Origin of the sequence: Methylobacterium sp. Leaf93 (assembly GCF_001422345.1) — a bacterium.
GTDB classification, from domain to species: domain Bacteria; phylum Pseudomonadota; class Alphaproteobacteria; order Rhizobiales; family Beijerinckiaceae; genus Methylobacterium; species Methylobacterium bullatum.
The window spans coordinates 1-22,366 of record NZ_LMMS01000029.1 but is presented as its reverse complement, the minus strand read 5'-3'; the positions used below and the strand labels follow the sequence as shown (position 1 = coordinate 22,366).

General features: G+C 65.2%; 21 protein-coding genes, 1 tRNA gene, 2 rRNA genes and 1 other annotated feature. Of the genes, 10 read left to right on the top strand and 14 right to left on the bottom strand.

The window, feature by feature from the left end; genetic code table 11:
• Nucleotides 1-61: 61 nt before the first annotated feature.
• Nucleotides 62-2,350, top strand: a complete 2,289-nt coding sequence (locus ASF26_RS18930; RefSeq protein ID WP_156463047.1) for a calcium-binding protein — start codon at nucleotides 62-64, stop codon at nucleotides 2,348-2,350.
• A 24-nt stretch (nucleotides 2,351-2,374) separates the two neighbouring features.
• Here the strand turns inward: ASF26_RS18930 and ASF26_RS18925 are convergent, their stop codons facing one another.
• Nucleotides 2,375-3,241: an NAD(P)-dependent oxidoreductase gene (locus ASF26_RS18925; RefSeq protein WP_056257656.1), complete on the bottom strand. Its 867-nt coding sequence runs from the start codon at nucleotides 3,239-3,241 to the stop codon at nucleotides 2,375-2,377.
• A gap of 27 nt (nucleotides 3,242-3,268) precedes the next feature.
• The gene (locus tag ASF26_RS18920; protein WP_056257652.1) at nucleotides 3,269-4,270 is read right to left on the bottom strand and encodes an alpha/beta fold hydrolase; all 1,002 of its coding nucleotides are present in this window, start codon (nucleotides 4,268-4,270) and stop codon (nucleotides 3,269-3,271) included.
• 99 nt (nucleotides 4,271-4,369) lie between these two features.
• On the opposite strand from ASF26_RS18920, the gene ASF26_RS18915 reads away from it, so the two are divergent.
• Both ASF26_RS18915 and ASF26_RS18910 read left to right on the top strand, forming a co-directional pair.
• The gene (locus ASF26_RS18915; protein ID WP_082477704.1) at nucleotides 4,370-5,785 is read left to right on the top strand and encodes an MFS transporter; all 1,416 of its coding nucleotides are present in this window, start codon (nucleotides 4,370-4,372) and stop codon (nucleotides 5,783-5,785) included.
• Between the two features lie 66 nt (nucleotides 5,786-5,851).
• Nucleotides 5,852-6,649, top strand: coding sequence for an SDR family oxidoreductase (locus ASF26_RS18910; protein WP_056257649.1), 798 nt, complete (start codon nucleotides 5,852-5,854; stop codon nucleotides 6,647-6,649).
• Nucleotides 6,650-6,734: 85 nt separating this feature from the next.
• On the opposite strand, the gene ASF26_RS18905 is transcribed toward ASF26_RS18910, so the two are convergent.
• Complete coding sequence (locus ASF26_RS18905) at nucleotides 6,735-7,067, bottom strand: SWIB/MDM2 domain-containing protein (protein ID WP_018042485.1); 333 nt, start codon at nucleotides 7,065-7,067, stop codon at nucleotides 6,735-6,737.
• 539 nt (nucleotides 7,068-7,606) lie between these two features.
• Here ASF26_RS18905 and ASF26_RS23710 point away from each other — a divergent pair.
• A complete protein-coding gene (locus ASF26_RS23710) occupies nucleotides 7,607-7,729 on the top strand; it encodes a hypothetical protein (protein ID WP_280136367.1) in 123 nt (40 codons plus the stop codon).
• A 137-nt stretch (nucleotides 7,730-7,866) separates the two neighbouring features.
• Here the strand turns inward: ASF26_RS23710 and ASF26_RS18900 are convergent, their stop codons facing one another.
• The gene (locus tag ASF26_RS18900; protein WP_056257646.1) at nucleotides 7,867-8,244 is read right to left on the bottom strand and encodes a hypothetical protein; all 378 of its coding nucleotides are present in this window, start codon (nucleotides 8,242-8,244) and stop codon (nucleotides 7,867-7,869) included.
• A gap of 403 nt (nucleotides 8,245-8,647) precedes the next feature.
• Here ASF26_RS18900 and ASF26_RS18895 point away from each other — a divergent pair, with 403 nt between their 5' ends.
• From ASF26_RS18895 to ASF26_RS18885, 3 genes are all read left to right on the top strand, one after another.
• Entirely contained in the window at nucleotides 8,648-9,325 is a 678-nt protein-coding gene (locus ASF26_RS18895) for a PRC-barrel domain-containing protein (RefSeq protein ID WP_056257643.1), read from the top strand.
• On the top strand, nucleotides 9,322-10,653 hold the full coding sequence (locus ASF26_RS18890; protein ID WP_056257639.1) for an MFS transporter: 1,332 nt from the start codon (nucleotides 9,322-9,324) through the stop codon (nucleotides 10,651-10,653). The genes ASF26_RS18895 and ASF26_RS18890 overlap by 4 nt, the downstream gene beginning before the upstream one ends.
• A gap of 200 nt (nucleotides 10,654-10,853) precedes the next feature.
• Nucleotides 10,854-12,620, top strand: a complete 1,767-nt coding sequence (locus ASF26_RS18885; protein WP_026175700.1) for an ABC transporter ATP-binding protein — start codon at nucleotides 10,854-10,856, stop codon at nucleotides 12,618-12,620.
• 165 nt (nucleotides 12,621-12,785) lie between these two features.
• Here the strand turns inward: ASF26_RS18885 and ASF26_RS18880 are convergent, their stop codons facing one another.
• Both ASF26_RS18880 and ASF26_RS18875 read right to left on the bottom strand, forming a co-directional pair.
• Entirely contained in the window at nucleotides 12,786-14,270 is a 1,485-nt protein-coding gene (locus ASF26_RS18880) for a M48 family metalloprotease (RefSeq protein WP_244476005.1), read from the bottom strand.
• Nucleotides 14,267-15,076: a hypothetical protein gene (locus tag ASF26_RS18875; RefSeq protein ID WP_056257636.1), complete on the bottom strand. Its 810-nt coding sequence runs from the start codon at nucleotides 15,074-15,076 to the stop codon at nucleotides 14,267-14,269. The genes ASF26_RS18880 and ASF26_RS18875 overlap by 4 nt, the downstream gene beginning before the upstream one ends.
• A gap of 327 nt (nucleotides 15,077-15,403) precedes the next feature.
• Between ASF26_RS18875 and ASF26_RS18870 the strand changes: the two genes are divergently transcribed.
• Nucleotides 15,404-16,417, top strand: a complete 1,014-nt coding sequence (locus ASF26_RS18870) for a TerC family protein (protein WP_056258168.1) — start codon at nucleotides 15,404-15,406, stop codon at nucleotides 16,415-16,417.
• A gap of 184 nt (nucleotides 16,418-16,601) precedes the next feature.
• On the opposite strand, the gene ASF26_RS18865 is transcribed toward ASF26_RS18870, so the two are convergent.
• From ASF26_RS18865 to ASF26_RS18855, 3 genes are all read right to left on the bottom strand, one after another.
• Nucleotides 16,602-17,372 (bottom strand): N-acetylmuramoyl-L-alanine amidase, encoded by a 771-nt coding sequence (locus ASF26_RS18865; protein WP_056258165.1) that lies wholly within the window; start codon nucleotides 17,370-17,372, stop codon nucleotides 16,602-16,604.
• Nucleotides 17,373-17,394: 22 nt separating this feature from the next.
• Nucleotides 17,395-18,120 (bottom strand): TerB family tellurite resistance protein, encoded by a 726-nt coding sequence (locus tag ASF26_RS18860; protein ID WP_056257633.1) that lies wholly within the window; start codon nucleotides 18,118-18,120, stop codon nucleotides 17,395-17,397.
• Nucleotides 18,121-18,334: 214 nt separating this feature from the next.
• Nucleotides 18,335-18,604, bottom strand: a complete 270-nt coding sequence (locus tag ASF26_RS18855) for a hypothetical protein (protein WP_018042474.1) — start codon at nucleotides 18,602-18,604, stop codon at nucleotides 18,335-18,337.
• A 220-nt stretch (nucleotides 18,605-18,824) separates the two neighbouring features.
• Here ASF26_RS18855 and ASF26_RS18850 point away from each other — a divergent pair, with 220 nt between their 5' ends.
• Nucleotides 18,825-19,406, top strand: a complete 582-nt coding sequence (locus ASF26_RS18850; RefSeq protein ID WP_056257630.1) for an urease accessory protein UreE — start codon at nucleotides 18,825-18,827, stop codon at nucleotides 19,404-19,406.
• Nucleotides 19,407-19,470: 64 nt separating this feature from the next.
• Nucleotides 19,471-20,475: a tRNA dihydrouridine(20/20a) synthase DusA gene (gene dusA, locus ASF26_RS18845; protein WP_082477703.1), complete on the top strand. Its 1,005-nt coding sequence runs from the start codon at nucleotides 19,471-19,473 to the stop codon at nucleotides 20,473-20,475.
• Between the two features lie 10 nt (nucleotides 20,476-20,485).
• On the opposite strand, the gene ASF26_RS18840 is transcribed toward dusA, so the two are convergent.
• The 5 genes from ASF26_RS18840 to ASF26_RS23265 all read right to left on the bottom strand — a co-directional run.
• Complete coding sequence (locus ASF26_RS18840) at nucleotides 20,486-20,965, bottom strand: lipocalin-like domain-containing protein (protein ID WP_056257626.1); 480 nt, start codon at nucleotides 20,963-20,965, stop codon at nucleotides 20,486-20,488.
• Between the two features lie 352 nt (nucleotides 20,966-21,317).
• Nucleotides 21,318-21,394: transfer RNA gene (locus tag ASF26_RS18835), tRNA-Met, on the bottom strand.
• A 74-nt stretch (nucleotides 21,395-21,468) separates the two neighbouring features.
• A 5S ribosomal RNA gene (gene rrf, locus ASF26_RS18830) occupies nucleotides 21,469-21,595 on the bottom strand.
• A 44-nt stretch (nucleotides 21,596-21,639) separates the two neighbouring features.
• Nucleotides 21,640-21,755, bottom strand: a 5S ribosomal RNA gene (gene rrf, locus ASF26_RS18825).
• A gap of 162 nt (nucleotides 21,756-21,917) precedes the next feature.
• Nucleotides 21,918-22,366, bottom strand: a sequence feature (most likely nonfunctional fraction of RNA operon).
• On the bottom strand, nucleotides 22,156-22,366 hold a 211-nt coding region (locus ASF26_RS23265), incomplete at its 5' end, for a hypothetical protein (RefSeq protein WP_210168146.1). It overlaps the preceding feature by 211 nt.

The following is a 22,366-nucleotide window of genomic DNA, read 5'->3' as shown; positions in this document are numbered from 1 at the left end:
GCGATTGAGATTGCATTGGTACCGCCCTACCACCTTCCGCAACGAACACTGAGGAGCGGATATGTCGGCGGTTCTAGTCGCGAATGGCGACCCGATAGACTTGGATTCCGCCATCGGCGTCCTTCCCGTCGACTTCATCGTACCGACGGCGAAGGGTGGGTTTGGCCTGTTGGCGCAGGGATATGTGCCGGGCCAAGGGGGTGAACCCGCCACGAGCCGAGCAACGCTGACGAGTTTCAGTTCGACTGGCATCCAGGCGAAGAACTCGCCCGCCCTCGGCGATCTCCAGGTGGAGGCCTTGTCCTACCGAGCCGATGGATCTGTCGTCGTCGGCGTCTATGACAGCACTTACGTCGACGGCACGTTCGGCGGCTTTTCGACGCAATATCAGAAGGCAAAGTACAGCCTCGGCACCGTGGACGCGAAAGGGACCTACACGCCCTTCTACACCACGAAGATCACCTCCCTGTCCGATACGGACGTGCCGTTCCTGAGCTCCTACGACAACAGCGTCGCCTTCGCGCGGAACGGTGCGATGGCCCTCGCCCATATCGCTCAGGGAGCGACCAGCAAGATCCGGACTGTCGACATCATCGACGAGAACCACCGCTTCGTCGCGACCGCCGTCGTCGACCGGTCGGTGAACGACGACCAGACCCACTCGACCAAAGTCACCGCCCTGTCGGACGGTCGTTATCTCGCGACATGGGTCGATACGGGCCGTGTCAGTTCGACCCTCATGGCACGCGTGGTGACCTCAGACGGCAAGGTGCCGGGCGAAGCGTTCAAACTCGGCCAGGTGGCCGAGTTTGCCGGCGGATACGAAACGAAGGTGATTTACTCGGTCACCGCCGACCAGAAGGGTGGATTTGCCGTCGCCTATGAGGGGCGGGACATCAAGAAGGCCGCTAATGGCGTCCAGACCGATGTCCTCACCGATATCGCAGCATCGACTTACAAGGCTGGTCACGACGGAAGCATCACCAAGGCGGTCACGCTCGCCCAGACCTACACGTTCGACAACGCTTACATCGTTTCCGTGACGACTCTCTCGAACGGACAATTGCTCGAACTCGTCCTCGGATCTTCCGATCTGGCGGACGGAAAGATCCTGACGACCGCGCGCGGGTTGCTTTACAACGCCGACGGGTCTTCCACCGGTCAGGTTTTCGACTTCTATTCCGAAGCGATCGGAAGCGGACATATGTCCGAACCGCCCCAGATCGTGGCCTTGCAGAACGGCACTTTCGGTCTCCTCAAGGCGGGTCGCGAGACGGGACTCGAACGGACCGGTAGCGACACCGATTTCCAGATCTATTCCGTTTCGACGGACGACCCGTTCCAGGTGAAGGGCGCGACGTCGGGCGCGGACCTGCTCAGGGGGGCCATGGCCTCCGCCAGGAACGACCGGATCGACGGTCTCGGCGGCAACGACAAGCTCTTTGGCTATACCGGAAGCGACCATCTCATCGGCGGAGCGGGCAACGACACCCTCGATGGCTGCAAGGGTATCGACCGGATGGAAGGCGGCGTCGGCAACGACACGTTCGTCATCGATCATTTCGGCGACGTGGTGATCGAAAAGCGCGGCGCGGGCACGGACCTCGTTCTGTCATCGGTCGATCATACGCTCTCGGCCCATGTCGAAAACCTGACACTTACCGGCAAGGGCGATATCGGCGGCGTCGGTAATGCGCTCGCGAACACGGTTACGGGCAATGCGGGCAACAACCGTCTCGATGGTGGAGCCGGTATCGATGTCCTGAAGGGCCTTGCAGGCAACGACGATTACTATGTCAGCAATAAGCGGGATCAGGTCATCGAGGCAAAGGACCGGGGCACCGATACGGTCTATGCCAGTTCGGATTTCACGCTCGCGAAGGACCAGTCCATCGAGTTCCTGATCGGCAGCCAGGAAGACCCCTATCTCGCCATCGATCTCACCGGCAACAATCTCGCGAACGCGATCGCCGGCACGTACGGCGACAACGTCATTAATGGCGGGTTGGGGACGGACGTACTGGCAGGCTCCGGCGGGAAGGACGCGTTCGTCTTCGATACGAAGCTCGGGAAAGACAACATCGACAGCATCACCGATTTCTTTCACGGCACCGATACGATCAGGCTAGAGAACGCGATCTTCAAAGGCTTGGTGGAAGGCGATCTGTCCGGCGCTGCGTTCAAGAACATTCGCACGGGTACGGTCGATGCGAGCGACCGTATCCTCTACGATTACTACACGGGCGCCCTCTCCTACGATGCCGACGGCAGCGGCGCCGAGCAGGCCGTCCAATTCGCGACGGTCAGGAGTGTCGGATTTCTGACGGCCTCCGACTTCCTCGTCTCATAGCACCGCACCGGAGCGGGTCTGCCTTCAACGCCCGCTTCGCCGCGCCGAGACCAGCGCCAGGGCGGCAAGATCCTTGTCGCCGTCGCCGTGGCTGACCGCGTCGATGAGGTTGTCGCGCAGCACGCTGGCGAAAGGCATCGGTACGCCGGCCTGGCCCGATGCCGCGAGGGCGAGGCCGATATCCTTGAGCCCGAGCCTCAGACCGAAGCCCGGTGGCTCGTAACGCCCGGCGGCGATGGATGCGCCGTAGCCCGTGTAGACCGGAGAGGCGAACAGCGTGTTGGTGAGAAGGCCGAGGAGATCGGCACCGGCGACGCCATGCCCCTCGGCGAAGGCGGCGGCTTCGCCCATGGCCTCGATGGCCGCGATCAGCATGAAGTTGCCCGCGAGCTTCACCGCATTGGCCCGGTACGGCTCGGTTCCGAAGGGCCAGGTCTTCGTGCCGAGGGCGTCGAGCAGCGGTTGCGCCGTCGCGATGACGGAAGGGTCTCCCGCGACGACGATGTTCAGGGCACCGTTCTGCGCCACGTCCGGCCTGCCGAAGACGGGGGCGGCGATATAGGGCACGCCGGCCCGCTCGTGGATCGCGGTGAGCTCCTGGGCGAGCGCCACCGAGATCGTGCTCATGCTGAGATGCAGGCCGGGCCGCGTGCCGGAATCGAGAAGCCCGCCCTCCACGATCACCGAACGCAGGGCCGCGTCGTCGGCGAGCATGGTGATCGCCGCATCCCCGGTGAAGGCGTCCGCCGCGCTATGCACGACCGTCACCCCATCGAGACCGTCGGCGGTGGATGCAGTCCGGTTCCAGACCCTCACCCGATGACCGCCCCGGACGAGGCTCTGAACCATGCCCCGGCCCATCCGGCCCAACCCGATCACGCCGACATCCATCTGAGTGTTCCCTTAGTTTGTCCCGGCTCAATGGCCGTTGAGGAATTCGAGCATCGTGGCGTTGAAGCGATCGGTCGCTTCCATATGGACGAGGTGGCCGATGCCGTCGAAGACGACAGCGCGCCCATCGGGCATCCGTGCCACCAGAGCTTTGGCATGGCCGGCATTGTCGCCCATGGCGGCGCGCAGGTTCTCGGGGGCGAAAGGCTTGCCCGGTGCGTTGCGGTCGTTCCCGCCCATGACGAACAGCGTCGGCGCGGCGATCAGCGGGATCTCGTGCACCACCGGCTGTCCCCAGATGATCTGGTAGGAATTGACGAAGGATTGGAGCCAGCGCGGATACTCGCCTGAGCCTTTGACGCGCTCACGTATCGAAACGAAGGGCTCGATCGCCGATGAGGGAAGCGACAGCGCGTAGTTCGTCATCAGCTGGCGCCGGTAGGCTTCCGCGGTGACACCCCCCTCGATCCGCAGAAGCGTGTCGTTGGAAACCGGCGGGACGGTGAAGCGATAATCCTCGAGACCGATCGGCGCTTCGAGGACGAGGCTGTTCACCCGGCTCGGCGCGTTTCGGGCAAGTCGGGCAGCCAGCATACCGCCCATGGAATGGGCGACCACGTCGACACGTGGAAGTCTCAAGGAATCGAGGAGTGCCAGCGTTTCCGCAGCCATCACGTCGAAGCTGAACGGTCCCACCGGCTTCGACGATTTGCCGAAGCCGAGTTGGTCGGGAACGACCACGCGGTAGCCCGCACTGGCCAGCGCGCCGATCACCGGCTCCCAGTAACTCGACGGGAAATTGCGGCCGTGCAGCAACAGCACTGTGCGTCCATTTGGCGTCCCGGTCGGCGTGACGTCCATGTAGGCGAGACGCTGGCGCTCGTTGTCCCGTGTCAGGTCGAGAAACCAGACCGGATAGGGATAGGCGAACCCTTCGAGCCCGATCCCAAGCGGGCCGGTATCCTCGGCTCGCACGGCGGCGGGCGACAAGGCGAGCAGGCAGCCGAGCAGGAGTGTCGCCAGACGCATGTCATTCCTCCGTAGGGGGGTAACGATGCCGCCCCCCTCGCCGAGGGGTGACATAGGGCACTTGCCGAAGCGAGCAGGGATCGTCCACGGCTCTGTGCGATGACGCACGAGGCGATTCCCCCTACCGGAGGCACGGCCGGTCCGGTTCCCGATAAACCGCTGGACGGCCTGCCGGTGCGTGAGCGCATGCTGGCGCTTCTCGCCATCGGGCTCGCCATGACCATGGCGGTACTGGACGGGGCCATCGTCAACGTGGCCCTTCCCGCCATGGCGAAGGATCTCGGGGTCAGCCCGGCCTCGGCGATCTTCGTGGTCAACGGCTTCCAGATCGCGGTGACAGCATCGCTGCTGCCGCTGGCCTCGCTTGGTGACATCCTCGGCTATCGGAAGGTCTATCTCGGCGGCCTCGTCCTGTTCGTCGCGGCGTCCCTCGCCTGCGCTCTTTCCACATCCCTGCCCGGGCTCATCGTCGCGCGGATCGCCCAGGGGTTCGGCGCCGCCGGGATCATGAGCGTGAACATCGCCCTGGTGCGGTTCATCTACCCGCACCGCATGATCGGCCGGGGCGTCGGCAACGTCGCTCTCATCGTCGCCATGGCTTCCGCCACCGGCCCCACCGTCGCCGCCGCGATCCTGTCCGTGGCGACATGGCCCTGGCTGTTCCTGGTCAACCTGCCCGTCGGCCTCGTGGCCCTGGCGGTGGCGGCGCGGACCCTGCCGGTGACGCCGGTGAGCGGGGCGCGGTTCGACGTACCAAGCGCGATCCTGAACGCCCTCACCTTCGGCCTACTCATCATCGGGCTCGATGGAATCGGCGAGGCGAATGGGCGCTGGCTCGCCCTGGGGGAGATCGCAGCCGGGCTCGCGGTCGGCACCGTGTTCGTGCAGTATCAGGCGCGGCTCACGACGCCGCTGCTGCCGGTGGACCTGCTGCGCATTCCCGCTTTTGCCCTGTCGATGGTGACGTCCATCGCCTCGTTCGGGGCGCAGATGATGGCCTACATCGCCCTACCCTTCTATTTCCAAGATGCGCTGCACCTCTCGGCCACCGAGACCGGCTTCCTGATGACGCCATGGCCCATCGCCATCGCCATCACGGCGCCGATATCCGGCCGCCTCGCCGACCGGTACGCGCCGGGTGTTCTCGGCGGAATCGGGCTGGCGCTCATGTCCGGCGGCATCGCGGCGCTGGCCCTGCTCCCCGCCGCCCCGTCCCTCCTTGATATCGCCTGGCGGCTGACCGTCTGCGGCGTCGGCTTCGGGCTGTTCCAATCGCCCAACAACAAGGTGATCGTCACCAGCGCACCGCGCTCGCGCAGCGGCGGAGCCAGCGGCATGCAATCGACGGCGCGGCTGACTGGGCAGTCGCTGGGCGCGGCCCTCGTCGCCGTCATTTTCGGGCTCACCCACGCCAGCGGCACGGCGGTCTCCATCGGAACCGCTCTGTGGTTCGCTTGCGCCATGGCAGCGGCGGGTGCCGTCTCCAGCATCATGCGGCGCCAGCCGACGGGCTGATCCACCGAACGCAGCCACCCATCGCCTCGGGCGTTGATCAACGAGGCTGCCAACGGAGGAACATTCATGGACATGAATCTGAAGGGGCGACGTGCGCTGGTGACCGGCTCGACCGGCGGCATCGGCTACGGCATCGCCAAGGCCCTTGCCGGAATGGGTGCAACCGTCGCCGTCAACGGGCGTACACCGGACCGGGTCCGGGCGGCGATCGCGCGCTTGACCGAGGAAACCGGCACGACCTGCTTCATTGCGGCGCCCGGCGACGTCGCCACGGCGAGCGGCGCGGAAGCGGTGGTGAAGGGGCTGCCGGCCGTCGATGTCCTGGTGAACAACACCGGCATCTTCGAGCCGAAGCCGTTCTTCGAGATACCCGACGAGGATTGGTTTCGCTTCTACGAGACCAACGTCATGAGCGGCATCCGCCTCTCCCGCGCCTACACGCCGGGCATGGTCGCGGCGGGATGGGGGCGGGTCGTCTTCATCTCCAGCGAGTCCGGCCTGAACATTCCGGTGGAGATGGTGCATTACGGCATGACGAAGACGGCGCAGCTCGCCGTGTCACGCGGCCTCGCCGAGACCGTGGCCGGAAGCGGAGTAACGGTCAACAGCGTGCTTCCCGGTCCAACCCTCTCGGAGGGTGTCGCGGACTTCATGGCGAAGATGGCCAAGGATACCGGCGAAGTCGACCTCGACAAGCTGGGACGTGACTTCGTCGCCGAGCACCGCTCCACCTCGCTGATCGGTCGCCTAGCGACGGTGGAGGAGGTCGCCAGCATGGTGGCCTATATCTGCAGCCCGGCCGCGAGTGCCACCAGCGGCGCCGCTCTGCGTGTGGATGGCGGAGTCATCCGTCATATCGCCTGAGGCGGACCCACCCGAACCGGGAACGGCCTTATCGCCGTCTCGAAGAGCCTGCCCGGCGCTGTCGAAGCGCCGGGCCGCATCGGCGTCAGGCCGACTTGAGATGGGCGGCGAGGTGCTTGTTCATCTCGAACATGGTGCACTTGTCCTTGCCGAAGACCTTCTTCAGCTTGTCGTCGGCCAGGATCTCGCGTTTGTTCTCCGGGTTCTGGAGATTGTGCTTCTTGATGTATTCCCAGACCTTGCTGACGACCTCGCCGCGCGGAAGCGCTGCGGCGCCGACCACGGCTGCGAGTTCCTCGGAGGGCTTCAGCGGCTGCTGCAGCGCGTTCGGCTTTGCGGCGCCCTCGGCCTTCGGAGCAGCGGCCTTCTTGGCGGCGGCCGGCTTTTCGGCTGCCTTGGTGGTGGTTTTGGTTGCCATGAGTTCCTCCGGAATTTGGCTTCGAGCGCCGTCACGCCCACGGCCAGGGGCCTCGGAGCGCATAGCTGCAACAACTAAGCGGTGCTGAGAGCGTTCCAAGAGGGAATCACGTAGACCCACCGCCCATCCACAGAAGGGACGGGGATAACGGGGACCCTGCAGCCCTCTCGGACCCCGATCACACACAATCGCCGGGGCAGGGGCGGTCGCCCGTGCAGCCACGCTTCGGAGCGGGCCGACGAGACGTCATCGCGCCCTCGGATCGAAAATTTTACGAAAAGCGTCACGCCAACAAGGGCTTGTATGGATGCCAGCATTGCCGCGGGGCATTGCGCCGCCGAGCACTTATCCGGGTCAAGGCGGTGCGGCCGGTGCGAAGCTTCTCGGCTTACAGCAGCATCCCGACGCATCGAGGGCCTGTTCCGACCGCCAGGCGCGAGCATGGAATTTTTTCGACCGACCCTCATCAAGGACGTCGGCGCATCGCCCGACCCGGCTCATGCAACGATCCCTTAAACTCGATGAGGAACACTCCGCGCATGATCATCGCAGTCGTTGCCCTCACCATCGTCGCTTCCGGTGCATTCCTCGCTGGTCTTGCCGGACTTGTCGCCGCCGAGAGTCGGGGCGAAACCGACACACGTGGCGCCGACCTGATTTAACCGTCAAGATCACGCTTTCCGCATGCAGCGTTTCCACCGTGCGGAAGGACCTGCTGCGGTGCCTTTCACGAAACTCCCGCATCGCCGCCCGGCCGGGAACGGAAGGCGGCGATGACCGGGAGTTTCGCGAGCGTTCGTCAGAACTTGCCGCCGAGGCCGACGCTGCCGCCCGAGCCCATCTGCGGAGCGAGTCCGCCGGAGCTGGACCGGCTGGTCGTATCGCCCTCGATATCCTCGCGGCGGATACGCCGCTCCGTCTCCGCCTGCGAGCGGGCCTGGCCACCGGCCGATTTCGGCAGGTCGAGCCGCCGCGTCGGCGCCGTCTGCAGAGGTACGCCATCGGGGTCCACTTCGGCCGCCCGCGGGCGCTGGGCTCCGGGAACCGAGCCACGCATGGACGGCGGAGGCCCCACTTCGCTCTCGGGCATGACGCCAGAATTGCCGGACAACGCCTGACATCCGCCCAGGGCCGCCGCGATGAGCGCCACGGCGCAGACGTTCGACGAGATACGCATCGACTTGATCCTCAAAAGTATTCCACCCTGGTTCGCGCGGGTGGTCCGGCACGCTTGCGCGCATCTCTACGATGCACAAAAGGCGAAAACCAGACGATCGCAGGGCGTTTGTCACACCTCCCCCCTCGAACTGAGGGAAAATTCGGGGTGATCGTCCACCGGTTCGTCTGGACACCCCCCATACTCCACGCCACCATGGCCGCGACGGTCCGGTTCTTGCCAACTCGACATCGGGGCGAGCCGCATCGTCGCCGATCGACCCGCCCTCATCCACAACTTCGCCTTGGTCCGCCCTCATACGCCGTCCGTCCCATGGCAGGTGGGAACTCAACGGAATGGCTCAGGTTGAGCGGGAGCCGGCGAGATGCTTCTTCGGGGAACGCACGTGTTCAGAACTGTCCGGATGGTCGCCGCCGCGTCGATCACCCTTTGGGCCGCCGCCGCAGCAGCAGCGGAGGGCAACGCCCCGGTCACCGGCCCGGCGAGCGAAGCAGCGCCGGCCGCCCCCGCCGCGCCGCCCGCACCGGCCTCGCAGCCTGCGGCGCCGCAGGCTGCGCCAACGGCCATCGCACCCGTACTGCCGACCGGCACCCCTGCCACGGTCTTGGACACCCAGGATTACGAGGGCGTGCTCGGCAAGGGCGTCCGCAGTTCCACCGGCGAGGATATGGGCCGGATCATCGACATCATCCTCGACAAGGACGGTCGCCCGCGCGCCGCCATCATCGATTTCGGCGGCTTCCTTGGGGTCGGCTCCCGCAAGATCGCCGTGGATTGGCGGTCCATGCGGTTCTCGCCCGATGGCAAGCCGAGCCGCCTCGTCCTGCAGTTGAGCCGCAACCAGGTGCGCGTCTCGCCGGAGTACAAGCCGGGAGATCCCATCGTTGTCCTCGGTCCAGCCAGCCCCAGCGTTCCACCCGATGGCGAGCCGGCTCCTTCGACCGCGTCGAGCCAGATTCCGGCGGCCCAAGCGCCAGCTGCCCAGCCTGCGGCGCCGGTCCAGGCTCCGGTGGCGCCGCCACCGAGTGCGGCGCCCTCTCCCGCGCCCGACAAGCCGGGTGAGAAAACGCCGGACAAATGACGGCATCCCGCTCGCAGAATCGACGCGTCATCAAGCCCCGTGAATTGCCGCGGTCGGAGTTCCGGCCGCGAGGGGCTCTGCGGCGCGACGCCTATGCCGAGAAGCCCGGAGAGGTTTCCACCGACATGCAGGCTGGTTCGGTGAGGAGCAGCCGGGGGCTCGACGCCTTCACGTTCTTTGTCGCGAACCTCCAGACCGGCTTCGGTCCGTTTCTCGCCGTGTACTTCACGCAGGCGCAGTGGACGCAATCCGATATCGGTTTCGCCCTGACCGTCGGGAGCCTCGTGAGCCTGCTGGGTCAGGTGCCGGGCGGTGCCTTCGTCGACGCCGTCCGCTCGCGACGCTTCGCGGCCGGGCTCTCGGTGGTGGCGATCTCGCTCAGCGCCTTCGCTCTCGCCATGTGGCCGAGCTTCCTCATCGTCCTCCTCGCGATGGCGGCCCATTCCGCGGCGAGCTGTATTCTCACACCGGCCATCGCGGCCATCAGCATCGGCCTCGTCGGCCATAAGCGAGCCGGTGAGCGGCTCGGGCGCAATGCCAGCTTCTCGGCGCTCGGCAACGCCGTCGCTGCGGCGCTGATGGGGGCCTGCGGTTACTACCTGTCGAACGACGCGGTGTTCTACCTCACCGCTTTCCTCATGATCCCGACCCTGATCGCGCTCTCGTTCATTCGCCCTGGCGCGGTGCCGCTTCAGGCACGCCAGGGCGAGACGGTGGAGTCCGGCCCCAAGGAAAGCGCGCTGAAGGCCATCGTCACCAACCGAGCCCTGCTGTGCTTTGCCGCCTGCATGACCCTGTTCTTCCTCGCCAACGCCGCCATGCTGCCGCTGGTGGGCAGCATGCTGACCTTGCGGGCCAGCGAGACCGCCACGGCGCTCATCGCCGCCTGCATCGTGGTGCCCCAGGTCGTCCTGGCGATCTCCGGACCTGCCGTCGGACGGGCCGCAGAGAAGTGGGGCCGACGCCCGCTCCTTCTCATCGGCTTCGCTGCCCTGCCGATCCGCGGGCTGCTGTTCGCCTATACCGACAGCCCGGAACTCCTCGTCGCGATCCAGGTCTTCGACGGCGTCTCGGCGGCCGTGTTCGGGGTCATGGTGCCCCTCGTGGTCTCCGACGTCACGCGCGGCACCGGACGGTTCAACCTCGCCCTCGGTGCGGTCGGAACCGCCATGGGCATCGGCGCCGCCCTGTCGACATCACTGGCCGGAATCATGGCCGATCATCTCGGTAGTCACAGCGCGTTCCTCGGCCTCGCCATCGTCGGTCTCGCCGGCTTCGCGCTGCTCGCCCTGATCATGCCGGAAACCCGTCAGGCCGAGGTGGTCTGACGGGTGGGCCGGCACCGAATTCGCTTGCCGCTCAACACCCGTTCAGGTTTCCTCCCTACAAACGGGCAAGCTTGACGGTCGCCCGCAACGCTTGGACGAGATTAGCGTTGCGACCTATAAGTTCACGGTTCCGTGCGGCCTGCTTGCGGGATCGCGCGAGCATCCGACAGTTAAAAACGAGCACTGGGATGGTCACCCATATGGAAGACCTCTGCGTCTACGCCGACAGGCCCTTCGCGTTCGTCGCCCGCTATCTCAAGCGGCGGGCACTGCCGCATCTGGTGATCCTCTGCGCCGTTCTCGGCGCCGTCGCCTTCTCGGTGAGCACCGATTACGCACTCAAAGGCGTCGTCGATGCCCTCAGCAAGGGGCCGGATGCAGGCCTGATCTGGGGCGCACTGGCGATCCTCATCGCCTTCATCGCCGCCGACAACATGCTCTGGCGCGTGGCGAGCCTCGTCGGGTCGTTCACCTTCGTCGGTGTGACGGGTGATATCCGCCGCGATCTGTTCCGGCACATGACCGGCCACTCGCCGTCCTTCTTCGCCGACCGGCAGCCCGGAACCCTGGCCTCGCGCATCACGGCGACATCGAACGCGATCTTCACGGTCGAGAACATGTTCGTCTTCAACGTCATGCCGCCCTGCGTCGCGGCCTTCCTGTCGATCATCTATATCGGCACCGTGAACCTCACCATGGCGGGCGTCCTGGCCGGCATCTTCGCCGCCGTTGTCGTCCTGATGTTCAAGATGGCGGCCGCGGGAAAGCCGCTCCACCACGATTTCGCCGCCAAGGCAGCCAGCGTCGACGGCGAGATGGTCGACCTCGTCGGCAACATGCCGCTCGTCCGGGCCTTCTCGGCGTTCAAGCGGGAGTACAAGCGGTTCGACGGCACGATCGGCGTCGAGATGCGCTCGCGCCGGTCCTCGCTGCTCTACCTGGAGAAACTGCGGATCGTTCACGCGATCCTGACGGTCTTCGCCGTGCTCGGTCTGCTCTATTGGGCCATTATCATGTGGGAAGCCGGCCAGGCGACGAATGGACAGGTGGTCCTCGTCTGCACCCTCGGCATCCGCATCCTCGCCGCCACCCGCGACCTGGCCGTTGCCCTGGTGGATGCGACCCAACACACCGCCCGTCTATCGGAGGCCCTGCATACCCTGCTTCAGCCGCATGACCTGATCGACCATCCGGAGGCCATGCCGCTGTCGGGAACGGGCGCCGAGATCGATTTCGATCACGTGGCCTTCTCCTATCCCGATGGGCGCGCGGTGTTCACGGACTTCAACGTGAAGATCGAAGCCGGCCAGCGCATCGGCCTCGTGGGCAAGTCGGGCGGCGGCAAGTCGACCCTGTTCTCGCTGCTCCAGCGCTTCTACGAGGTTCAGGGCGGGAAGATCCTGCTCAACGGCCAGGACATCAACCGCGTGACCCAGGACTCGTTGCGCGAGGCCATCACCGTGGTGCCGCAGGACGTCTCGATGTTCCACCGGACCCTGCGCGAGAACATCCGCTACGGCCGGCCAGACGCATCGGACGAGGATGTCTGGAAGGCCGCCGCGGCGGCGCATTGCACCGATTTCATCGAGGCACTGCCGGAAGGTTTCGACACCATCGTGGGCGACCGGGGCGTAAAGCTGTCCGGCGGTCAGCGCCAGCGTATCGCCATCGCCCGCGCGATCCTGAAGGATTCGCCGATTCTCCTGCTCGACGAGGCCACGTCGGCCCTCGACGCGGATTCCGAGGAGGCGATCCGGCACGCTTTGGCCAATCTGATGAAGGGCCGCACCGTCATCGCGATCGCACATCGTCTCTCGACGCTGAAGGATTTCGACCGGATCGTGGTGCTGGAAGGCGGGCGCATCATCCAGGATGGCTCACCGGACAAGCTCACCCATCTCGACGGGTTCTATCGCGAGTTGATGAAAAAGGAATCGATGTCGATGGCGGCTTTGGCCGCCGCCTGACCGATCAAGCGAATGGAGACACCCAAAACCCCTCGATCGCGCGGATGAGAGAAGCCGCGCGATCGGGCTTTTGAAAAATCACCGCACCCTCCTCCATCCGGGGGGTATGGGAAATGCCGGTGGCGTCATTCAACGCTATGTAAGGCGGGCCTCGTCCGTGCCTCGTTACTCGACCACGAGCTTGTAGCTTTGTCCGGCACGGATGACGGCGCCCCGCTCCAGCTCGTTGAGCACGAGGAACCGGTCCAGGGGACGATCCGGCACGACCATCCTGCGTGCCATCTCGTCGGCCGTATCGGCCGGTCCGGCGGTCACCACCTGGATGCGTAACGGGCGCAGGGATTTCACCTCGTCGGGGCCGACGCCGGACAGGCTTTCGGTCCAGCGCCGGAACGCACCGTCGGGATCCGTGCTGCCCTTGGCGGCCATGATCATGCGGAAGGTCGTCTCTCCAACCCGGACGGCAGCGAGGCGGAAGGTCCAGTCCTTGCCGCGCGACATCGCCGTCACCGCCGAGTTGCCGGCGACCATGCGGTTCTCCACCGAACTCGCCTCGATGCTGTCGCTCCACGTGGCGCGCAGAACCTCCTCCAGGCTCTGACCCACATGGCTTTCGACCTGATCGAACAGGAGGCGGCGGCTCCCCTCCCCCGTGGCACCGAGGACGGCGTTCCGCGTGTTCTCGATGGTGAACCCCTCCGGCACCTCGAAGGCGATGCCGAGGCTCGGATGGAGAAAGCGGCGGCCCTTGACGATGCCGTCGCCCGGATTGTCGCCATAGGCGATCCCATCGATGGCGGCGAGGTAGCGGGCGCGTTCATCGACGCCGAGACCGGGCGCGCCGATGAGACGCGCGGCTCGGGTGACGAGGTTGATCCGTTCGCTCGTGCCCGGATGAGTGGCGAGCATGTCGGGCTCGCCGGCCATGCCCGTCCCGGTCTTCATGTTGGTGGTGCGGTTGAGGGAGTTGAGGAACCGCCCCGCGCCGAACGGATCGTAGCCCGCACGGGCGAGCGTCCGCACGCCGATCCCGTCGGCCTCGAGCTCCTGATCGCGGGAGAAGCGGGCCAGGGCGAATTTCGACTGGTTCTGAAGTTGCGCGCCGGTGGCCGGATCGTTGAGGACGTCGGCGACCACCCGGCTCACCAGTTGGGAGCGCAGGGCGAGCTCGGTACGTGCCGTGGCATGGCGCAGGGTGACGTGGGCGATCTCATGGGCGAGGACGGCGGCGATCTCCGACGTATCGCTGGCGAGCGCCAGCAAGCCCCTCGTCACGTAGAGACGGCCATTCGGCAGCGCGAAGGCGTTGATGACCGGCGAATCGAGCAGCGTGACCGCGTAGGTCTCCTCGGGACGGTCGGTGGCCTTCACCAACCGGTCGGTCACCTCGGTGAGCAGGCGCAGAGCCGCCGGCGAGCGGTACTCCCCGCCGAACGACGCCACGAGCTTGGCATGGTCGGCATCGGATGCGGTGCGCTCCCGGCCGGTGGTCCGAGGCGCCTCGACGGGGACCTTGATCGCCGCCGGCTGCAGAACCACGCCGCTCTGGTCGGAACTGCAACCGGTCAGAATGAGCGTCGAGACGAGCAGCCCGGTTCGGACCGCTCCATATCCGCGATGTCGTGTCTGCCCCCCGCTCATACCGTTCAGCGCCGAAGCGTCCGCTCCTCATCCAGAACTTCGATCATGTCTGCGCTCGCGATGTCGAGGGTGGGGCCGCGCCACGCTTCCACGATTCCCCGAACCCGGACCATGCGCCCCCGCAGGGTCGCCACATTCAGACCACGTTCGCGCAGCCGCCGCCAAGTGCGCTTCGACACGGTGACCGTCAAGCCATCCTCGCCTCGTTTAGCGAAGTCGAGATAGGTCCGCGCCGGACGCTCGCCGACATTCACGACCCGGCCCTGCGCCACGATGAAACGCCCCGTAGCCTCACGCAACGCGGCACCCTCGCGGCCCTCGCGGACACCAGCCCGCCACAGGCCGCGGGCGGCCGCCCGAGCCCCGGATTCCAGGGTCAGCAAGGCCGGCCGGCAGAGCGTATCGCGTTCCCCCGCATCGGCATAAGCGAGTCCCTCTTCGATCAAGCCTCCGGCCAGGTCGATGGCTTTGTCGGAGACGGCCGCATCCACATGCATACGCCCCCAGCGGTCGATCTCCCCGCGCGGTACGAGGGTCAGCGTACGGTGCCGATGGTCGAGCATCCAGGCACGCGCGGCGCCGTCATCCTCCACCGGCCAGCGAATCCCGTCGAGGACGGCGCGATCACCCGATGCCAGGATCATCTCGCCACGCTCCCCGAGCCCGGCGAGCGCCTCCTGTCGCGTCGGCCCACTCACGCATTCGGGCGCCACGGAGCGCGCCGCTTCGGCCCGCGCCGCCCCGGCGAGAACCAGCGCCATGCTCGCTGTCCTCAGGATGCGTTCGATCCGCCGCCCGATCATCACGCGCTGCATCCTCACCCATCCGGATCCGAACCGGAGCAACCAGACACCATTGTGGGGCTTCGCATCGCAGCAAAACAAGGAAACGACAGGACGACCGGACGGTTTGCCCCGTCATGCGGCCAGCAAGCCACACCGTCAGCCACGGAAGCGCACCCGTCTGAACTCCCTTGCGCGACAAGGGCCGTCAACGCTGCCGGGACATCCCTTGATTCCCGTCCCCGCTGCTCCCAAGTGACGGCAATCGGCTGCGGGCCCCTCTGGCGGATGCGCATCTATGCCTTCCGTGATGTCGGAGCCGATGCTTTCCTGCGTTTCGCAAAGCATCGACGGTCCCAAATGGTCGACTTTCTCTTCATCGAATGGCTCGGCAAGCCTGTCTGGATGTGGCTCGGCTTCCACGCCCTAGTCGCTGGCCTTCTCGCCTTCGATCTCGGCCTGTTGCATCGGGACAAGGACCACGAGATCGGCGTCAAGGAGAGCCTTCTCCTCACCGCATTCTATTTCAGCCTCGGCCTCGCCTTCGGGGGCTGGATCTGGTGGTACTTCGGTGCTCAGCCCGCCCAGGAATATGTCGCCGGCCTCGTGGTCGAGAAATCGTTGTCCATGGACAACGTCTTCGTCATCGCCGTCATTCTCACCTCCCTTGGCATTCCCCGCGCCGCCCAGCACAGGGTTCTCGTCTGGGGCATCCTCGCTGCGGTTCTCCTGCGGGGTCTGATGATCGGGCTTGGTGCCGCCCTGGTGCATCAGGCTGCCTGGGTGCTGTCGATTTTCGCCGCCTTCCTGATCTTCGCGGGGTTGAAGATGCTGTTCGGAAAGGAAGAGGAAGCCGGCGACATCCAGGACAACGTCATGGTGCGGATGCTGCGCAAAGTGATGCGCATCACACCCGAGATGCATGGCCAACGCTTCGTCGTCCGTAAGCCGGATCCAGAGACCGGAAAGGCGGTGCTGTGGTTCACGCCTCTCGCCCTCGGTCTGATTCTCGTGAACGGCGCCGACGTCATCTTCGCCGTCGATAGCGTCCCGGCGATCTTCGCCATCACCACGGATACCTTCGTCGTCTACACCTCGAACATCTTTGCGATTCTCGGCCTGCGCGCTCTGTATTTCGCCCTCGCCGCGATGGTCGACCGTTTCGCCTACCTGAAGACGGCCCTCGCTTTCATTCTCATCTTCATCGGCACCAAGATCGTGATCGCCGACACGTTCGACCTCGTCCACGTACCGCCGTGGGGATCCCTTGCGGTCACGCTCGTGTTGCTCGCCGGTGGCGTCGCCTACAGCCTGTGGCGCACGCGGGACGTGGCAAAGCACGAGGGTACGGACAGGGTGTCGCAACGCGCCTGATCAGATGGCCTTCGTCGTCCATCCACCTACTCCTGCGTCCTGTCGAGCGAGCCAAGCGACGGGGCCGCACAATGGAACCGGGCATGGACCGATCGACGTCGTTTCATGGCGTGGCCGGTGCGAATGGCTGCCACACCACGTGCGTCGTACGATGCAAGCCGTATCCCGCGCGGCGGCGCGCCGCTCAGCGTGACGGCAATCCGGCCAGGAGATCCCGCAACGTCGTGATCGTGGATGCATCGGCGACGCCGTCCACGCGCTCCTGCCTGAATCTGCGCTGGAAGGCGGTGATCACGGCCTTCGTTCGCGGGTCGAAGATACCGGTCACCGGAATGTCGTAGCCATAGATCGCGAACATCGCCTGAAGCGCCTCGATCGGTTGGCCTGCGTCTCCTTCGGCGAAGAAGCGGCCGTCGCGAATGGGCGCCGCCGGCACGTGGTGCCCCACCCCGGCTGCCGCCAGACGATCCCAGGGGAAATGCTCGCCGGGATCCTCCTTGCGTTCCGGCGCCACGTCGGAATGCGCCAGCACATGCCACGGTGCGATGCCCCAGCGGGCGATGATGTCCCGGGAAAGCGCGATCACCGCGTCGATCTGTTTGGACGGGTAAGGCGGCAAGCCGCCGACATGTCCGCCATTGACGATCTCGATGCCGATGGAGCGCGAATTGATGTCTCGCTCCAGCCCGAAGGCCGTGCGCGCCCATACACCGGCCCCCGCATGCCAGGCGCGGCGCGATTCCGGCACCATCTGGATCACTCGTCCGTCCTCCAGCACGACGTAATGCGCCGATACCTCGGAGATCGGGTTCGCGAGACGCTGCAGGGCAGCGGCCGCGCTCTCCATTCCGGTATAGTGCAGTAGCAGCATGGTCGGCGGACCACCCCTGCGCTCGCCGTGGTTGGGCGACGGCATCACGCTGGTCGCCACCGGACTTTCCGGAATAGGCTTCATGCGGCAGCTCTCCCGTTGCGTGTCAGCGCAGCCCTCGCTCGGCGGCGATCCGGTCATAGGCGGCATTGATCGCGGCGAGTCGCGCGGTGGCGATCTTCACCGCCTCGGGCGGAACGCCGCGGGCGATCGCCCGGTCCGGGTGGTTCTCCATGACGAGGGCACGATGCCGGGCTTTCACCTCCGCGTCCGTCACCTCGTGGTCGAGGTCGAGCACGAGATAGGGGTCGTCGGCGAGACGCACGTGCCGGGCGGCAATGCGCCGGAAGGCTACGTCGTCGAACCCGAAAGTTTCGGCGACGGCACGCAGGTAGCGTTCTTCCGCCTCATGGATCGCACCATCGGCCTTGGCAATATGGAACAGGCCGTCGAGCACATCTTCCAGCAACGCCGGCTCATCCTGAAACGCCGTTGCCATCTGTCGCGCATAGGCCTCGAACCCTGCCGAGGTGCCTTTGGCGAGGTCGAACAGGCGCTGGACCCCGGGCTTCTCCCGTTCGCTCACCTGGACCACTTTGGCGAAGGCTTCGATTTCGGAAGGCGTCACCACCCCGTCGGATTTCGCCATCTTGGCCGCGAGCGCCACGAGGCCGGTCGTGAAGACCACGTCCTTCGGTGTCGCGCCGAACAAGGCCCCTTCCCGATCCACCAGGAAGTGACCGGCGACTCCGCCCACCAACCCGCCGATCGGTCCACCGATGGCGAGGCCGATCCCCGCGCCGCCAAGCTTGCCCCAGATGCCGACGCTCACGCCGCGCCACCATCGTCAGCGACAGCAGTGTTTGGGCGAAGGGGATAGAAAAGGTCTTGAAGCAGCATCGGCATCGCAGCGCATCGTCCACCGGCCATCCGCCGGGTCAGCCCCGCATACGGCAATTTCCGCCTGCTCGTCCTGTCTCCGAGACATGAAAAAGGGCCGAGGCATGCGCCCCGGCCCTCCGCTTCTCCCAAACGGGAGAACGATGTCAGCGGCAGTACACGTCGCCGTAAGCGTCACGATACGTGCCGTATGGGCAGCGCGGAGCCGTGCCGGCACCGATGATCGCGCCGCTGGCTCCGCCGATGGCCGCACCGGCCAGAGCGCCGCCCGCACGACCGGTGGCAGCGCCGCCGATGGCCGCACCGGCCAGGGCGCCGAGACCGGCGCCGCCAAGAGCACGATCCTGCGGCGTATTGCAGGCGCCGAGGGAGAGGGCGAGAGCCCCGGCGAGGGTAGCGGCAATGAGCTTCTTCATGGTCCCGAGACTCCCTTGTGCGTTTTGTGGCCCGGCTTATCGCCGTGGTGACCTTGCGCAACGTAGCTTAGCCATTCCGTTCGTGGAATGCATCACGTGAGGAAACGGTTCCAGCCACGCTTTCCGTTCCGGCAGAAAACCCTCTACTGATGCACGCCAGACACCTCGGGCGCCCCTCGCCGGACGCCCGGACAAAACCCAGGACCGTTTCGAGGAAGCCATGCTGCGTGCCACCGCCATCGTCCGCAAAGCCGCCATTCGCCCGGATGCCGTGGCGGATACCGTGACTCTCGACCATTCTGGACGCCAGGGAGCAGCCGCGATCCTCACCGGCGCGGGCGGGGTGAGTTTCACTCTAGCGCTGGCGAAGGCTGCCTCCATCGAGGACGGTGACGCGTTTCGTCTCGAAGACGGGCGCCTGGTGACCGTTCGCGCTGCGGCGGAATCCTTGCTCGAAGTACGGGCGGAGAATCCGGCACGCCTGCTGCGGTTGGCCTGGCAGCTCGGTGGCAACCACGTGCCGGCGGAGATCGGTGCAGACGTCCTCTATGTACCCGCGACCTCGGCCAATGCCGAACTGATCCGTGGGCAGGGTTGCGCCGCGACCCCGGTTTCGCGGGCCTTCAAGCCCGAACGCGAGGCTCACGACCACAGTCAGTGCAGTCACGACCATGCTCACGACCGAGGTCACGATCATTCGCATGCGCACGATCACGGGCATGCACACGACCATGCGGATCACGGCCACGCAAATCACGGCCATGCCCATGTGCATGGCCCCGATTGCAAGCACGATCACTGAGGCGGGCAAGGGAAGCGGTCGCCGCACAATTAAAACCGAGCCGCGTCACTTTCATACGGACACCATGACACCCAGCGATATCCGTTTCTCGGTCGCACCGATGATGGATTGGACGGACCGCTATTGCCGGTCGTTCCACCGTGTCCTGTCGCGCCGTGCCCGGCTCTATACTGAGATGGTGACCAGCAATGCCGTTCTTCACGGCGACAGAACGCGTTTGCTCGGTTTCTCCGAGCCGGAGCATCCGGTCGCCGTCCAACTCGGGGGTTCGGTACCCGGCGATCTTGCGAAGGCAGCACGCATCGCGGAGGGATTCGGCTACGACGAGATCAATCTGAATGTGGGCTGTCCCTCGGACCGGGTTCAGGATGGCCGTTTCGGCGCATGCCTCATGCGAGACCCGATCCTCGTCGGCGAGTGCGTGGCGGCCATGAAGGCCGCCATCTCGGTGCCGGTCACGGTGAAGTGCCGCATCGGGGTCGACGATCAGGATACGGAGGTCGCCCTGGACGCGCTGGTCGATGCCGTGACGCAGGCGGGAGTGGACGGGCTCATCGTTCATGCCCGCAAGGCTTGGCTCCAAGGTCTGTCGCCGAAAGAGAACCGCGATGTCCCCCCCCTCGATTACGGACGCGTCGTGCGGCTGAAACAGAAGCGCCCGTCTCTGCCGATCGCTATCAACGGCGGCATCGCCACGATCGACGACACGCTGACCCAACTCACCGTCGTGGACGGCGTGATGATGGGTCGCGCAGCCTATAACGAGCCGGCCCTGCTGCTCGACGTGGACGACCGGGTTTTCGGAGAAGCGGCCCCCGTGGCGGATGCCTTCGAGGCTGTCGAGGCTTTCGCACCGACCATCGCTGAAGCCTTGGGAAACGGTATCCGCCTGCACACGCTCACCCGCCATATGCTCGGATTGTTCAACGGACGGCCCGGCGCGCGTGCCTATCGCCGACACCTGTCGACGTTCGGCACTCGCGCGGATGCCGATCTCTCGACCCTGCGCGAGGCAGTGGCTCACGTCTCCAGGGACGCCCCCGGAGAAAGCGGCGTTCAGGCCGCGTGAGCGCAGGACGTCAACTGTCGACCGCGCGCTCGAAAGTGACGAGGCTGCGAGTCTCCCCCTCCTCTGCCCAGTTCGGCATGACGCGCCACGGGGTCAGGACACGAAGGCGCGCCCCATCGATCTCGAAAGACCGCGTCTGTTCCGTACCGACCCAAGCAGGATTCCACGCCGCATCGAGCTTGGCAGTCCACTGATTACCCGTGACGGTAAAACGGCCCGTATAGGAAACCATGGTGTCGAGAAGAGCGGCGCGATCCCTGTCGCTGACTGCAGGCTTCCGATCCTCGCCGGTGAGGTTGAAGAACACCCTCCCCTCGGGTGTGAAATAAGCGAAACCCGCCGGATGGGCACCCATGACCGGAATCGTTTTGCCGGTTGAGCGAACCTCGACTTCGTAGGAGACGAGTTTCCACAAACCGGTGATGCGCGCATCGCCGGCGGCCTGCACCGATCCGGTCAGCGTCGACGTGAAGAGTAACGGAAGCCACATTCCGAGAAAGCTGCGTCGTAGGGTCGAAACTCTCATGATCGGATTTTGCCCTCTTAGAGCATCGCAACCAGAGATGCTCTCGCGGGCATCTCGATTTGAGCTATGCAATGAATAGGTACCACTCTCAACGCCTCAGATAGTTGGCTCGCCTGCTTGTGATGCGTTCCCGCTGAGTTCCGATATGTCATTTGACATGACAAAGCCCGCGGCGTTTTACGCTGCGGGCTTTTGCGTGTTGTGTTCTGGTGTGTTTGGTTGCGGGGACAGGATTTGAACCTGTGACCNCATTTGACATGACAAAGCCCGCGGCGTTTTACGCTGCGGGCTTTTGCGTGTTGTGTTCTGGTGTGTTTGGTTGCGGGGACAGGATTTGAACCTGTGACCTTCAGGTTATGAGCCTGACGAGCTACCGGGCTGCTCCACCCCGCGCCAGGGTGTTCTGCCGGCGAGAATGTGCCGGCAAGGTATGGATCGTTTGAGGGGATGTTTTCTGTACTGTGCAGGTCTGGCGGCGACCGACTCTCCCGTGTCTTGAGACACAGTACCATGGGCGCTGGTGTGTTTAACGGCCGAGTTCGAGATGGGATCGGGTTNATGGTCGAGACCGTGCCGATCGGTGTCGCCGCCACGACCCGCTTCGTGGAGGAGGTGGGGATGTTTTCTGTACTGTGCAGGTCTGGCGGCGACCGACTCTCCCGTGTCTTGAGACACAGTACCATGGGCGCTGGTGTGTTTAACGGCCGAGTTCGAGATGGGATCGGGTTCTGGGCACACCGCTCAAACCACCAGACCGGCGCAGGACAGGGCGTTCGGCAAGTCGCAGCGAAGCGAAGATCCTCGCGAAGGCGAGGACCCACGTTCAAGCGAACCGGCATCGTGTGCGACGCTGCCGGCCATTGGTCTTTTGGTTGGCTCTGACCGTGTCCGTTTATGGCGGACATGGATCACAAGAGCGATCAAGTTCAATCGAGCGATTAGTACTGGTAAGCTCAACGCGTCACCGCGCTTGCACACCCAGCCTATCAACGTGGTGGTCTTCCACGGCTCTCAAGGGAGTACTCGTTTCGAGGTGGGTTTCCCGCTTAGATGCCTTCAGCGGTTTCCCGTCCATACGTAGCTACGCTGCACTGCGGGGCGCTGGTGTGTTTAACGGCCGAGTTCGAGATGGGATCGGGTTCTGGGCACACCGCTCAAACCACCAGACCGGCGCAGGACAGGGCGTTCGGCAAGCAGTGTTGTCTTTTCGTTTGCTCTGACCGGTCCGTTTGGCTTTGCCAGCCTTGCGGCTGCCGAACCAAGTCACGGACATGGATCACAAGAGCGATCAAGTTCAATCGAGCGATTAGTACTGGTAAGCTCAACGCGTCACCGCGCTTGCACACCCAGCCTATCAACGTGGTG